Genomic DNA, 14,999 nt, shown 5'->3' on the forward strand with positions numbered 1-14,999 from the left:
TTCAGCCTCCCAATTTCCGTTGATAGTTTTGCAAAATAAAATAATTGGCAATTAAGGCAGTAAATGCCAAGAAAATAGACAATGTCACCAGACGCATCGCCATTTCTTCACCATTTGGTTGTTGCAGTAAGGAATAAATTGCGATGGGAATAGTGCGGGTTTCATTCGGAATATTTCCCACAAAAGTAATGGTGGCGCCAAACTCACCCAGACTGCGGCTAAAACACAAGATGCTGCCAATCAGCATACCGGGAATCGCCAGAGGTAAATTGATATTCCAAAATACTTTCCACGGTGCTGCGCCCAATGAACCTGCGATATGTTCGAGTTGCTGATTCATAAGCTGAAAAGACAGACGAATCGGTTGCACCATCAATGGGAATGCCACAATCATCGAGGCCAATACTGCCCCTTTCCAGTTAAATGCCAGTTGCAGTCCGAGTGTATTGAAATATTGGCCAATCATGCCTTGATTGCCAAACAGCACCAGAAGCAGATAACCCAAGACCACAGGTGGCAGCACCATAGGCAATTGCAAACATGCTTCGACCACAAACTTAAGCCGAAATTCATATCTGGCCAAAACCCAAGCCAATGCTACTGCAAAAGGTAAGCAGAATAAGGTTGCAAAGCTGGCCACTTTGGCAGACAGATATAGCGCACTTAGTTCTTCTAGACTTAACATCTTGCAGTTATTTCTCCAGTCATTGTCTAGGGATTCAGCCTAAATCCATATTTTTGAAAGATGACTTTGGCCTGTGTACTTTTTTGTATAAATTGTTCAAATTGAATGGCATCCGCATTTTTTTCGCCCTGTTTGGTCAACGCAATCGGATAAATAATCGGATGATGCGAATCTGCCGGGAAGGTACCAATAATTTTCACTTTTCGGCTGATCAAGGCATCAGTTTTATAGACAATCCCAACTTTACATTCACCTCGTTCGACAAAAGCCAAAGTCGAGCGTACATCATCTGTTCCAACAATTCGTCCTTTCAAGCCATTTAACCAGTTCAGTTTGGTCAGACTTTGCTTAGCATATTTCCCGGCAGGCACTGACTCCATTTGCCCGGTACATACATAACCTTTAAAAGATTGGGCAAAATCAAAATTGGATTGGGGTTTAAAATGAATAGTCAGATGTTTGGGACTAATGGCCACCAACTGATTTAACAGGATGGGATGAACTGAACTGGAATTAATCAGTTTCTTTTGTACCAGATAATTCATCCAATCCTGATCAGCTGAAAAGTATAGATCACTACTGGCTCCTGCTTCGATCTGCTTGGCTAAAGTAGAAGATGCACCAAATACGGAAATAATCTTAGTTTGTGGATGTTGAGCTTGGTAAGTTCTGGAAATTTCGGTCACAGCATTATTTAGACTCGCTGCGGCGTAAACTTTCACTGTTCCTGCATGGACGGAGGACAACATCGTGGCAATGCACATGGTTAAAAACAGAGATTTTTTCATGTGCATCTTCCCCATCAGTGAATAAATAAACCTTGAACAATATCCCCTTCTTTTAGGCTTTTTCCTGCCGGAATTCGAACCAGACAATTGGCCTGCATGAGATTGCTCAGCATATGTGATTGCTGTTTGGGCAGACTTTTAACTCGTAAAACCGACTGCTCAAAACTGGCGGACATTCTTAAAAAGCGCTCTCTGGCATCCATTTTTAGATCATGGGTGAGTACAGCATTAAACCAGTTCGGCTGAGATTTGTGTCCTTGTAAGGCATTTAATAAAGTTGCGGTGTATATCTGTATGCCCACATACACTGCTGCGGGATTTCCCGGTAAACCCAGCAGATAACAATGTGAACTATCATCGCGCTGTAACTGAGCAAAGAACATCGGCTTGCCCGGCTTCTGTTTTACTTTCCAGAATATCTGTTCGAAACCTAAATTTAGTGCTACAGGCCGAATGAAATCATAATCTCCGACAGATACCCCACCCGTGGTTAAAATCAGGTCATGGCTTGCTGATAATTCTTGAATGAGATTCCGTACTGCCGCCTCAGTATCTGCAACATGAAAAATTTCAACTTGCTGCCCGACTTGCTGAAACCAAGCTTCAATCAAGGGACCGTTGGCATCAAAGATTTTACCCGCTACAAAGTCTTCTATACTTTCAGCAACTTCATCACCTGTAATAACTACAGCCACTTTAGGATATTGAAGAACCTCAACAGTATTGATCCCCGCCATACTTAAAGAGGCAATTGCACCGACTGACAGTTGCTGACCTTTATTGGCTAATAATTGCCCGGCTGAAATTTCTTCGCCCACATCGCGAATATCGGCATGAACTTTAAGCTGTTCCGTAATTTTGATTCTGGATGAATCAATCACTTGAACAATTTCCTGTCGTGCGACCGTAGTAGCCCCAAGCGGAATTTTAGCACCGGTAAAAATCCGCACCGCTTGTCCGGCTTGGAGTTCTATCTCATCCTGTTGTCCCGCCCGAATTTCACCGATGAGCTGAAACTCACTTTCTGGTTCAATTGCAGATTGGGTACACAACGCATAACCATCTACGGCACTTTGCGAAAATAACGGTAGATTAATCCCAGAATAAATATCTTCTGCCAGATAACGATTTAAGGCCTGATTCAACTTCAATCGTTCAGTTGCTAACACTTGAGTATGCTGCAAAATTAATTCTAAAGCCTGATCGACTGTAATCAGATCATGTTCTGCTCCGCATCCAGACATTATTGATAACCGCCTTGATGTGGAATATTTTTTTGCACATCAAATAAATGTACCAACGCTGGTAGTACAGCAATTAAAGATTCTTTTGCCCCTTGTCGGCTGCCCGGTAAAGTCATTACCAAACTGTTATCAATATAGCCAGCAACGCCACGACTTAAAGCCGCATAAGGCGTGCGTTTCTGCCCGAAACTGCGTGAAGCTTCCATGAGTCCAGGAATTTTCCGTTTCAGTAAAGGCTGTAAAGTTTCAACCGTTAGATCTTTAGGACCTAGGCCTGTTCCACCCACAGTCAGGATCAATGGATAGTCATTTTTTTGCTGTTCAACTAGTGCCAATAACTGTTCAGGGTCGTCTGGAATTACCTGATAGGCAATATTTTCAAAATTGGCTTCTTGTAATATTTTTAGGACATTTTGCCCTGCTGTATCCGGTTTTTTACCGGCAGCGACTGTATCTGAAAGCACAATGATGGATGCTGGCAAGGCTTCTTTTAAGACACGGGTAAAATGCGATTTACCGCCTTTTTTCTTTTGTAATTTACATTGATCCAGACATAGATCTTCCGGTTCACAATGTGGTTTGAGCATATCGTAAAGGGTCAATCCAGCCAGACTAACGGCAGTCAAAGCTTCCATTTCCACACCAGTTGGACCAATAGTCTCTACTGTGGCAATAATTTCGACATGCGCATCACACAGCTCATACTCCACATCTGCACGATAAATTGGTAAGGGATGACAAAGTGGAATCAGTTCATCGGTTCGTTTAGCCCCTAAAATCCCGGCGATGCGAGCTGTCTTTAGTGCATCACCCTTTTCCGTATTGCCATTCCGTAATAATTCAATGCAATGTGGCGGTGCATGCAGAATCCCTGTAGCTACTGCAGTCCGATAACTTTCTGCTTTCATCCCGACATTTTTCATTGCATGATCCTATAGTTCATTTCTTCTTTAAACGTGTGTATGTTCTGACTTATATTGGCCATTGATAGATGAATGGCGTATTCTCTTTGGCATGATGGCAATGTTGATGCGTCTCATCTGAATGTTTTGGATGATGATGCATGTGAGCAGTTTCTACATCTTTACGGATACAACATCCCTCAACATATTGACTGCTGCCATCCATATAAAACTCTTCTTTCCAGACTGGTACTTCATGTTTAACCCGCTCCACTGCTTCCTCACAAGCGGCAAAAGCCTCACGTCGATGTGCAGCATAAGCAATCGCGATAATGGCTTTTTCACCAATATCTAATGCCCCAATTCGATGAATCACCCGCACATAGGATACGCCGTATTTGGCCTGGATTTCCTGTTCAATCTGGCGAATCATTTTTTCTGCAACAGGTGCATAGGCCGTATATTTCAGTGCCTTGACCGCTTTACCTTCATGGTGATTGCGTACCGTTCCGATAAATACGCCGACTCCACCACATTCAGGAAAAGACTGGATCGGATCAAAACTTTCCAGATCTAAAGCAGTATTCTGAATCCTAGAAAATTGCTTGAATTCGCTCATTTCAGCCTCCTGCTACAGGTGACAACAGCACCAAAGTACTGTCAGCATTAAGAGGTGTCTGACGTGAAATGATGTCTTCACCGATGGCACAGGCACAGCGTTCAATCATGCCAAATGCATCTGGATAATCTTGTCCTACCTGATTCAAAACTTCAGATACGGTACTTTGAGATTTACAAATAATTTCGAGATCTTGCGGTAACTGTCGTTCTACCGCACCGAAGGCTTCAATTCTGATTCTGATCTGTGACATCTTAGCCTCCTATCATGTACATACTAATTTTGCGGCTGTTTTGATTCATACTTTGATTTTTTAAGCGCTGCTCTATGGCGTGAAAGCCCTGTTCTTTGTTCCAGATATATCGGGATAAAGCGCCATACAAATTCAACTCACTTAGAGCGGTAGATGAATTTAGTGATTTGATTTCATTTTTAAGATTCAAGCCTTGAGGTGCAAACAGGCAATTGTAAAATTCACCTTGTGCAGTCAATCGCAAGCGGTCGCAGCTGCCACAAAATGAATTGGTAATAGTTGAGATAATTCCAATCGGATGGCCATCAATCAGATACTGGCGTGCGGGTTCCGAAGCTGATTGGGAAGTATTATTAGTTTTTTGAGTGAGCGTAAATTCAGTCGCCAAAGTTTCTAAAATGTATTGTTCACTGACTACATACTCAGTAGACCAATTGTGATCACCATCAAGTGGCATAAATTCGATAAAGCGCAGGACAATATTTTGCTGAACTGACCAGCGCGCTAATGGCAGGATCTGATTATCATTGATACCCTGCATCAATACGGTATTGATCTTAATCGGTAATCCAGCGGCTTGTGCTGCCTGAATTCCTTCCAGCACAGGTGCCAAATCTTTTTGAGTTAGCTGCTTAAACTGATCAGCATCCAGACTGTCCAAACTAATATTCAGATCATCAAGTCCCGCCTGCTTTAAGGCTTGTGCATATTGTTTTAAGTAATGCGCATTGGTGGTCATGGAAATACGTTGTAATCCCAGCTTTTTCAACGCTTGCAGTTGTTCAACAAAATGAACCACTCCCTGACGCATTAAAGGCTCACCACCAGTAATGCGGATATACTGGATGCCATGATGCACCATAAAATCGCAAAACTGATACAGCTCTTCAAAACTGAGCAGATCGTGTTTTTTCATCCATTCCGGATGTTCCGGCATACAATAAACACATTTAAAATTGCAGCGATCGGTCACTGAAATCCTTAGCTTGCGCTTGCCACGACCGAATTGATCGACAAACAAGGCATCATTTTTAAGCTGTGTCATCATATTCATTTTGAACATCCATCTTCAGGCATTGGGTGAGTTGTTGCACATATACAGTGCGCGAAACTCAAATCGCCCAATCTTGTAATAATTAGATTTGCAATAAGTGTTCCAACTTTGTGCCAAAAGCAAAATATTCAGTTTTTAGTGCAGAAATTTGAGCTGTTGATACTGTTGCAGTTCATCCAGCGAGTTAATACTGTGAAAAAATAGCGCACGATTTTTAAAACGTGCCACTTGTGCGTGCAAATCAGCAAAACAGTGTTTAAGGCTGCGCTGTTCCTGTTCAAGATATAAATTCAAGGTTGCCAGACTACTGCGTTTGACCAGACAAAATGGATAAAGTGGCTTGCCGTTAATTTCCACATAGGCCACTTCAGCCAGGCTGTTTTTGGCTAGAGCCTGGTGCAACTTGAGCAATACTCTGGAAGGAATATAAGTTACGTCACAAGGAACAAACAGCACATAATCCGACTGTACATGCGACCAGGCACTTTTCATGCCCATTAACGGCCCCTGGAATCCTGGCTCATCATCTTGATAATAATGAACACTAGGAATAAGTTTCTGGTAAATGGAATAGTCGCGATGGCTGTTAATCCAGACCTGTGCAACATTCGATTTCAGCTGTTGGTGAATCTTGATCAGCTGAATCTGGTCATCAAATTTCTGCAACAGTTTATTGATGCCATTCATGCGTCTTGCCTGTCCACCCGCCAGAATTACCAGATCAGTACGTGGATAGGCTGTTTTATTATTTTCTCTCTCGGCTCCTTTTTTCATTCTACCGTCTCCAATTGACATGTTTTAATCAGGCCACGGATTTCAGGTAAACACGAACCACAATTCCCTCCGGCTTTTAAACATGCGGTCACCTGTTTTTCATCCGTAATATTTTTAGTTTTAATAGTTTCAATGATGCGGTTTTTACCGACTTTAAAACAGCTACACACCAGTGGACCTTCATTATTTGCCATCGACATCGGCTGTCCGGCAAGTAAGGCTTTACGGTGCATAGCACTTAAACGTTCACGTTTAAACAGACTTGCTACCCAGTCGCGGTCCGGCAATAAGGCCTTCGGTGCAATATATAGGCTGGCAATCACATGACCATCCTGAAGTATCACACTATGACTAATGTGGGCGGTCTGATCTTCGAGATTCAGCCATTCAAAACTTTCATCCTGAAATGGCAATAATTCTTTTAAATGCTCAGTGGTGTAGCTAAATTTCTTCCGGTCTGCCAGTTCATAACGTATGGCCTTGCTGGTAGTGATTTTAGTCCACCACACGGTGGCTTCAATCGACGGCTGTACGATTTTTTCAAAGCCTTGACGCACATAAAATACGCCTTGCCACTGGCTATAAAATGGATGGATGATAACCGGAGTATGCTTGAATTCTGGCTCACCCGAAATAGCATCCACTACCGGATTCACCACCTTGCCAATCCGGGCATCGGATGCGACCTGATCATTCCAGTGAATCGGGGCAAAGACCTGTCCACGGCGGATATTGTCACTAATAGTCGCACGCAAGACACAATTGCCCCATTGCGATTTGACTTCTACCAGCTCGCCATCTTTAATCCCGTATTTCAAAGCATCATGTGGATGAATCTCACAATAAGGTTCAGCACGATGTGTGCTGAGATTTGCAGATAATCCAGTGCGGCTCATAGTATGCCATTGGTCACGAATCCGACCAGTATTCAGAATTAAAGGATATTCACTGGAAACCTGATTGACCGGATCAATTGCAGTAGTTGCAATAAATCTTGCTTTACCATCAGCATGACTGAACTGGCCTTGGGCAAATAATCTTCCTACAGATTGAGCAGGTTGCTGTTTACCCCAAACCGGCCATTGCACTGGTTCCAGTTGCTCATATTCTTCTGCGGTTAAATTGCTTAAGCCTTGCAGATTAAAATAACGGAAATATGGGGTTTCTAGACCTTCGGAAATTTCTACATTCTGATAGGCAGAGAGCTCGGCATGCTCTTTAAAAATTTCATGACTATTGTGAAAATCAAACCCTCTGAAGCCCATTTGCTTCGCCACCTGTGCAATCGCCCACCAGTCAGCTTTGGCTTCACCCGGCGCATCTAAAAAGGCATGTTGCCTTGAAATACGGCGTTCCGAATTGGTGACGGTTCCATCTTTTTCGCCCCAGCCTAAAGCTGGAAGTAATATATCAGCATATTGAGTAGTATCCGTATCCTGACAGATATCAGAGACCACTACGAATTCACATTTATCCAGAGCACGCTTCACTTGATCGGCATCGGGCAAGCTGACGACCGGATTTGTGGCCATGATCCAGATGGCTTTGATCTTGCCGCTTTCGACTGCCTGGAATAGATCAACTGCCTTAAAACCCGCTTGCTTGGCAATATATGGACTTTGCCAGAAGTTTTGCACCAGCTGTTGATGCTCCGGGTTCTCTAAATCCATATGGGCTGCCAGCATATTGGCCAAGCCACCGACATCACGGCCGCCCATCGCATTTGGCTGGCCGGTCATAGAGAATGGGGCTGCACCGAGCTTACCAATTTTTCCGGTGAGCAAATGGCAGTTAATAATACTGTTGGCTTTATCTACGCCACGGGATGACTGATTTACGCCCATGGAGAACAACGTCATGACTTTGTCAGTCTGGGCAAATTTTTCAAAGAATTGACTCAGCTTACCCGCTGAAATACCGGTGCGTGCCGCAACATCTTCAATCGAAGCTTCCGCAGTACTGCTGGCCAAGGCCTGTTCCAGCCCTTGGGTATGTGCAGCAACAAATTCCTGATCTACATCACCATGCTGATATAAGTACTGTAATAGGCCATTAAATAGTGCAACGTCTTGCCCTGGCAGAATAGGCAGATGCAGATCTGCTGCTTCACAGGTACTGGTAAAACGCGGATCAATCACCACTACAAACAGGTCACGTTGTTCCTTGGCTTTCATAATGCGCTGATACAGCACTGGATGGCACCAAGCGGTATTGGAACCGACCAGTACCACCATATCGGTATGTTCAAAATCTTCGTAGCTGGCTGGAACCAGATCTTCACCAAAAGCTCGTTTATGTGCAGCAACAGCTGAAGACATACACAGGCGTGAATTGGTATCAATATTCGCCGTACCGAGATAGCCTTTGACGAATTTATTCACCACATAATAATCTTCGGTCAGCAACTGACCTGAGACATAAAATGCAATACTGTCTCGGCCATATTGATCGATGCATTGCTGGAATTTATTGGCAATGGAAGAAACTGCAGTATCCCAACTGGTAACTTCACGCTGATCTTTACGACCCAGCATTGGCTGCAGTAAACGGGTTCCCAGTCCTAAAGTATCTGCCAGATTACTACCTTTGATGCATAACTTGCCGTAATTAGAAGGATGGTTGGCATCGCCTTCAACAGTCACTTTCGGGCCTGATGTGGTCGGCGTTACATGTGCAGTCACACCACAACCCACGCCACAATATGGGCAAGTGGTCTGTGTGGTTTTAGTTTTTAATTCTGTGGAGCTATGCAGTTCCACTACTGGGATACTATTCATTGCTGCTGTGCTCCTTAATCATCTAAATTCACTTATCTCGCCAAATCTAAAATGTCTAGCTTTTACAGGTTTGATTTAAATTTTTTCTTGGTCTCAAAAGCTTTAATCCTCCCCAACCCTCCTTTGTTAAAGGAGGGAGATTCCCCTCTTTTTAAAGAGGGGTTAGGGAAGATTTATGTGATGGATTACCCTGCTTTCTTTAATGCAAAATCCCGACCAAACAGCAGTTTATTTCGAATCGAAGTGATCGGTGTCTGATCTGCAATTAGCTCAGCATACCAGGCACCATCCTCAGTATCCCCAAACAGCACGGCACCAATTACTCTATCTTTTTGAATAATAATGCGTTTATAGATCTGACGTTTCTCATCATTTAGCACGATATCTTCAAAATCCTCTTTTGGCTCGAAGTCACCTGCCGAAAATACATCACAGCCACTTACTTTCAGCTGAGTCGGAACAGTTGGCGCTTTGAACGTCAGACTGCCATGCTCGGCCAGATGTGATGCACAAATAAACGCCTGGCCCCAAAGTGGTTCAACCAGCCCAAAAGTTTGACCTCGATGTTCAATACATTCACCCACCGCATAAATACTTGGGTCAAAAGTCTGCATGGTGTCATTCACTAATACACCACGGTTACAACGTAAGCCTGCACTTTGTGCTAAAGCCATGTTTGGACGGATCCCCACGGCAAACACCACCAGATCAGCATCCAGCACAGTCCCGTCTTTGAGTTTGACTTGAGTCACATGACCCTCTTCACCGATCATGCATTCGGTATTCGCTGCAGTCAGGATGGTAATGCCTTTCTGCTCAATCGCTGTTTTCAGCATCTGGCTGGCTTTACTGTCTAGCTGGCGATCCATGATGCGGTCCATCAGGTGCAATACAGTCACATTCATGCCTTGCTGTTTTAGTCCATACGCTGCTTCCAGACCTAAAAGTCCTCCGCCAATGACTACGGCATTTTTCTTGGTTTTGCAGTAGTCCAGCATGTTGTTGACGTCATAAATGTCGCGGAAGCTCAGTACACCTTTTAAGTCACTCCCCGGAATTGGCGGAACGAACGGCTTGGAACCCGTTGCCAGAATCAGGCGGTCATAACTGATCACTTCGCCCTTTTCGGTATATACGTGTTTACGAGGACGGTCGATGCGAACCGCCGGATCACCGGCAATCAGACGGATGCCTTTGTCAGCATACCAGGCATGTGGATGCAGCATGATGTCATCAATGGTTTTCTCACCAGACAATACTGGTGACAACATAATGCGGTTGTAGTTGCCCCACGGCTCTTCACCAATCACAGTAATTTCATAACGGTCAGGTGCCATATCCAGCAGGTCTTCCAGACAACGCATACCAGCCAGGCCATTACCCACCAAAACCAGCTTCATCTTTTCCTGAGAAGTACCATTATTGGTGATATAGGTTTTTTGAGGGGTCGGACTGATCCAGACTTTGCCATTTTCAATCTTGCTTGGAAATACCAGCAGTTTTTGGTCTTTATCTTCCAGACAGCGTCCGGTTGCCAGACTGAAATGCTGCTTGTAAATCGGTGAAGCGACGACGCGTTCCCCTTGCAGATCACCCAGAATCCCGCGTGACATTACAAATGCTTTACTAAATGGATCCTGGTTACTTAAAGCATAAACACGCTTTTCATGACCTACACGGAACAAAGCAATTTGCTGATTTTCAATTAATGCACCTACACCGGTATTCGGGGTAATATCATCCAGTGCACACACTTCCACCCAATTCAGTTCATTCATATCTTTAAACATTGTCATATTCTTGCTCCTTTATTCTTTGAATCAAGCTTCAACTACCGGAATACGGCTGGCATTGCGTTCAGCTTCAGTTTTTGGACGGATCTGACCACGCACTTCAGTAAATTGAACGTACGGATCGTTTTGCTGTTCAGCCTTGGCATTAATAAAGGTTTTGAAACGTTTACGGACTTCTGGATCTTCAACTGCAGTACGCCATTCATCCTGATAAGTGCCCACTACATGCTCCATACGACGCTCGAGTTCTGTTGCCAGACCCAATGAGTCATTCACAACGACATCTTTCAGGTAATCCAGGCCGCCTTCGAGGTTGTCACGCCATACCGAAGTACGTTGCAGACGATCAGCCGTCTGGATATAGAACATGAAGAAACGGTCGATATAGCGGACTAAAGTTTGTGTATCCAGATCTGATGCCAGCAGTTCAGCATGACGCGGTTTCATACCACCGTTACCGCAGACATACAGGTTCCAGCCTTTTTCAGTGGCAATCACACCGACGTCTTTGCTTTGTGCTTCGGCACATTCACGGGTACAACCAGACACGGCCATTTTTAGTTTGTGTGGAGAACGCAGACCTTTGTAACGATTTTCCAGGAAGATTGCCAAACCAACAGAATCATCTACACCATAGCGGCACCAAGTGCTACCGACACAAGATTTCACTGTACGTAGTGATTTACCGTAGGCATGACCAGACTCAAAACCGGCATTGATCAGTTTTTCCCAGATTTCTGGCAATTGATGCACTTGTGCACCAAACATATCGACACGTTGGCCACCAGTCAGTTTGGTGTACAAGCCATATTCTTTGGCAATTTGACCAATTGCAATCAGGCCTTCTGGTGTCACTTCACCGCCCGCCATACGTGGCACGACTGAGTACGAACCGTCTTTCTGGATATTACCCAAGTAATAGTCGTTACTGTCTTGCAGGCCGGCATGGCTTGGTTTCAGAACAAAGTCATTCCAGCAAGATGCCAATATATTTGCCACAGTCGGTTTACAGATATCACAGCCCATACCATGACCATGTTGATGGATCAGGTCATCAAAAGTTTTGATCTCGTTAACACGTACCAGGTGATACAGCTCTTGGCGTGAATAAGCGAAGTGTTCGCAGAGATGGTTGTTTACGGTAACGCCTTGACGTTGTAATTCAGACTTCAGGACTTGCGTCACCAGCAGTGCACAGCCACCACAAGCCGTTGCGGCTTTGGTGCATTTTTTAAGAGCACCGAGAGAAGTTGAACCATCGGCAATCGCTGAACAGATATCCGCTTTAGATACGTTATTACATGAACAAATCGTCGCGCTGTCTGGAAGCAGATCTACACCGGTGCCACCCGTTTTCGCTGCTGCTTGGTCAAAGCCTGGCATGATCAGGCTTTCCGGATTTTCTGGAATTTCCAGACCATTCAGCATCATTTGCAGCAGGTCGTTATATTCTTTAGCACAACCCACCAGCACTGCACCGAGCAGTTTGGTTTTTTCTGCATTGACTACAATTTTCTTGTAGATCTGTGCCGCTTCATCGGCATAGAAGTAGCTCATTGAACCTGGTGTCATGGCATGTGCATCGCCAACTGATGCAACATCAACTCCCATCAGTTTCAACTTGGTGCTCATGTCCGCGCCAGCAAATGCTGCACATTCTTCTTGCAGTATATGCTTTGCAGCGATACGTGCCATGTCATAGCCTGGAGCCACCAGACCAAAAATCTTGTTATTCCAGAGTGCACATTCACCAATCGCGTAAATATCTGGATGAGAAGTCTGACAATAATCATTGATCATGATCCCGCCGCGCTCACCAATCGCCAGGCCGCTTTGACGTGCCAGTTCGTCACGTGGACGGATCCCCGCAGAGAACAGGATGATGTCGGTTTCTAGTTCAGCGCCATCACCAAACTTCATCACGTGCTTGGCATTGACACCATCTTCAATAGACGAGGTGGCTTTTTGGGTATGGACTTTAACGCCCAGATCTTCGATTTTGCTGCGTAATACTTTACCCCCAAGATCATCAATCTGTACTGCCATCAGGCGTGGTGCGAATTCGACCACATGCGTTTCCAGATTCAGGTCACGCAACGCTTTTGCCGCTTCCAGACCCAGCAAACCACCACCGATCACAACACCGTTTTTGGCATTCAGGCTCGCTGCCCGGATTGCATCCAGATCTTCAATGGTACGATAAACAAAGCAATTTTCACGGTCGTTGCCTGGAATTGGTGGAACAAAAGCATAGGAGCCGGTAGCTAAAACCAGTTTGTCATAAGCAATCACATCGCCATGATTAGTGGTGACTGTTTTATTAACAGTATCGATTGCAGTCGCTTTGGTACTCAAACGCAAATCAATTCCATACGCATCTGCAAAGTCATTACGGCAAAGGGTTAAATCCTTGGCTGATTTTCCAGTGAAATATTCAGTTAAATGTACACGGTCATAAGCCAGACGCGGCTCTTCTGCCAGAATCGTGATTTCAACGTCATCACCTGCATGCTCAAGCACAGATTCAATAAATTTGTGTCCTACCATGCCATGGCCAATCATTACCAGTTTCATATTCCTTCTCCTAAATTTTCTAAATCTTGTATCTTGTGTTTTAAGCTAGGTTGTTTCGTTCAAGGACAGCTTCTTCATACAGCTTTTGCTCTTTGGCTTTATGCTCAACCGAGAAGCGAATCATCAGAACAAAACTTGCTGCAATCACGACCAGGCCGCCAAGTGCCATCAGACAGGTTTGAATATCCAGCATGCCTTTAAGTAAGAATCCTGCTGCGACCGCACCCACGTTACCGCCTGCACCGATAATGCCAGCCACACCCCCTAAAGCATCCCGGTCAATAAATGGCACCAGCGCATACGTTGCACCACATGCCATGTGGGTAAATAATGCGAAGACAGTCATTGTGATGATGGCCAGCATGGCACTGTTCATTTGCGAGAATAAAATCAGGAATAAGCCTTCCATCAAGATCATGGCAAACAGCACTTTGGTACGTCCGTCCAGGCCTTTTTTGATGGCGACTTTATCTGAAACAATGCCACCCAGTGCACGGGCAAACAGTGCTAGCAGACCGAAGATCCCGGCGGTCATACCTGCTTCTTTTAAACCAAAGCTGAAGTTTTCTACGTAGTACATGGCTACGATGTTATGAATGAAGATTTCGATACCGAAACAGGCCGCATAAGCGCCAAATAAAATCCAGACACGGTAGTTACGGGCCGCATGCATCAGAATTGCCATGCCACCTTTTTTCTCGCTACCAACCTGAATTCCTGCTGCACGCAGTTCTTTAAAGTTGCCTTGTGGACAGTCTTGGGTAAATTTCCAGTACAATGCACCGACGATCAGCATCATCAGGCCTGGAACAATTAAGGCAATTCTCCAGCCCATCGCCTGTTCAACACCGAACAGCACCAGCGCAGCCAGAAGTAATGGCATCAAGGCTTGAGTCGCACCGCCACCGGCATTTCCCCAACCTGCTGATGCAGCATTTGCAGTACCCACGACATTCGGCGCAAACATGATGCTGGTGTGATATTGGGTAATGACGAAACTGGCACCAATGGCGCCAATCAGTAAGCGGAAAAACAGAAAGGATTCATAGCTATTCGCAGAGGCCACACCAAAGACCGGGATACTGCCGAGTACGAGTAAGGCGGTATAGGTTTTCCGTGGACCATATTTGTCACATAGCGGACCGACAATCAGTCGAACCAGAATGGTGATCGCGACTGCTGCAATATTGATATTGGCGATTTGATCTTTGGTTAAGCTGAATTCACCCGCGATCACAGGCATCAGCGGTGCACAGGCGAACCAGGCAAAGAAGCAGACAAAAAACGCGAGCCAACTCATATGGAAGGCTCTCATTGCTGCGCTGCTGAAATTCAAAAGACTTATTTTTGTTGCTTTCTTTTCATATAAATTTGAAGACATCACCATCTCCTTCCAGAACTGAACGTATAGGCTTATCTGCTATGCGAATCGCTGCACACCAGATGCGATCAGAACGGACGTCATTGGCCGTCTTACAAATTTCTTTAGAGTCGTCTTTGACTCAAATTCTATTAAGCACAAAGCGTGCCAACAAA

At 44.8% G+C, this 14,999-nt stretch carries 12 protein-coding genes; all 12 read right to left on the bottom strand.

The annotated features are described in order from the left end of the window. Position 1: 1 nt before the first annotated feature. The 12 genes from modB to C3F22_RS10385 all read right to left on the bottom strand — a co-directional run bounded on the left by modB (position 2) and on the right by C3F22_RS10385 (position 14,844). The gene (gene modB, locus C3F22_RS10330) at positions 2–685 is read right to left on the bottom strand and encodes a molybdate ABC transporter permease subunit (protein ID WP_005234445.1); all 684 of its coding nucleotides are present in this window, start codon (positions 683–685) and stop codon (positions 2–4) included. A 26-nt stretch (positions 686–711) separates the two neighbouring features. Beyond that, positions 712–1,473 (bottom strand): molybdate ABC transporter substrate-binding protein, encoded by a 762-nt coding sequence (gene modA / locus C3F22_RS10335; protein ID WP_005234443.1) that lies wholly within the window; start codon positions 1,471–1,473, stop codon positions 712–714. Positions 1,474–1,487: 14 nt separating this feature from the next. After that, a complete protein-coding gene (locus tag C3F22_RS10340) occupies positions 1,488–2,717 on the bottom strand; it encodes a molybdopterin molybdotransferase MoeA (RefSeq protein WP_005234442.1) in 1,230 nt (409 codons plus the stop codon). After that, a complete protein-coding gene (gene moaCB, locus C3F22_RS10345) occupies positions 2,717–3,640 on the bottom strand; it encodes a bifunctional molybdenum cofactor biosynthesis protein MoaC/MoaB (RefSeq protein WP_005234440.1) in 924 nt (307 codons plus the stop codon). The genes C3F22_RS10340 and moaCB overlap by 1 nt, the downstream gene beginning before the upstream one ends. Before the next feature lie 49 nt (positions 3,641–3,689). Further along, positions 3,690–4,238 carry a molybdenum cofactor biosynthesis protein MoaE gene (locus C3F22_RS10350; RefSeq protein WP_005234438.1) on the bottom strand — a complete coding sequence of 183 codons (549 nt, stop codon included), beginning with the start codon at positions 4,236–4,238 and terminating at the stop codon, positions 3,690–3,692. Position 4,239: 1 nt separating this feature from the next. Next, on the bottom strand, positions 4,240–4,491 hold the full coding sequence (locus C3F22_RS10355) for a MoaD/ThiS family protein (protein ID WP_005234437.1): 252 nt from the start codon (positions 4,489–4,491) through the stop codon (positions 4,240–4,242). A gap of 1 nt (position 4,492) precedes the next feature. Further along, the gene (gene moaA / locus C3F22_RS10360; protein WP_005234435.1) at positions 4,493–5,545 is read right to left on the bottom strand and encodes a GTP 3',8-cyclase MoaA; all 1,053 of its coding nucleotides are present in this window, start codon (positions 5,543–5,545) and stop codon (positions 4,493–4,495) included. A gap of 135 nt (positions 5,546–5,680) precedes the next feature. Further along, positions 5,681–6,319 (bottom strand): molybdenum cofactor guanylyltransferase, encoded by a 639-nt coding sequence (mobA, locus tag C3F22_RS10365; protein WP_005234432.1) that lies wholly within the window; start codon positions 6,317–6,319, stop codon positions 5,681–5,683. Further along, a complete protein-coding gene (locus tag C3F22_RS10370; protein WP_005234430.1) occupies positions 6,316–9,096 on the bottom strand; it encodes a nitrate reductase in 2,781 nt (926 codons plus the stop codon). Before C3F22_RS10370 ends, mobA begins: the two co-directional genes overlap by 4 nt. Positions 9,097–9,281: 185 nt before the next feature. Then, positions 9,282–10,892, bottom strand: coding sequence for a nitrite reductase small subunit NirD (gene nirD / locus C3F22_RS10375; RefSeq protein ID WP_005234429.1), 1,611 nt, complete (start codon positions 10,890–10,892; stop codon positions 9,282–9,284). Between the two features lie 24 nt (positions 10,893–10,916). After that, the gene (gene nirB / locus C3F22_RS10380; protein WP_104426502.1) at positions 10,917–13,463 is read right to left on the bottom strand and encodes a nitrite reductase large subunit NirB; all 2,547 of its coding nucleotides are present in this window, start codon (positions 13,461–13,463) and stop codon (positions 10,917–10,919) included. Positions 13,464–13,503: 40 nt separating this feature from the next. Continuing rightward, entirely contained in the window at positions 13,504–14,844 is a 1,341-nt protein-coding gene (locus C3F22_RS10385) for an MFS transporter (RefSeq protein ID WP_005234426.1), read from the bottom strand. Positions 14,845–14,999: the final 155 nt, after the last annotated feature.

The organism is Acinetobacter sp. ACNIH1 (genome assembly GCF_002934695.1).
Classification (GTDB): Bacteria; Pseudomonadota; Gammaproteobacteria; order Pseudomonadales; family Moraxellaceae; genus Acinetobacter; species Acinetobacter variabilis.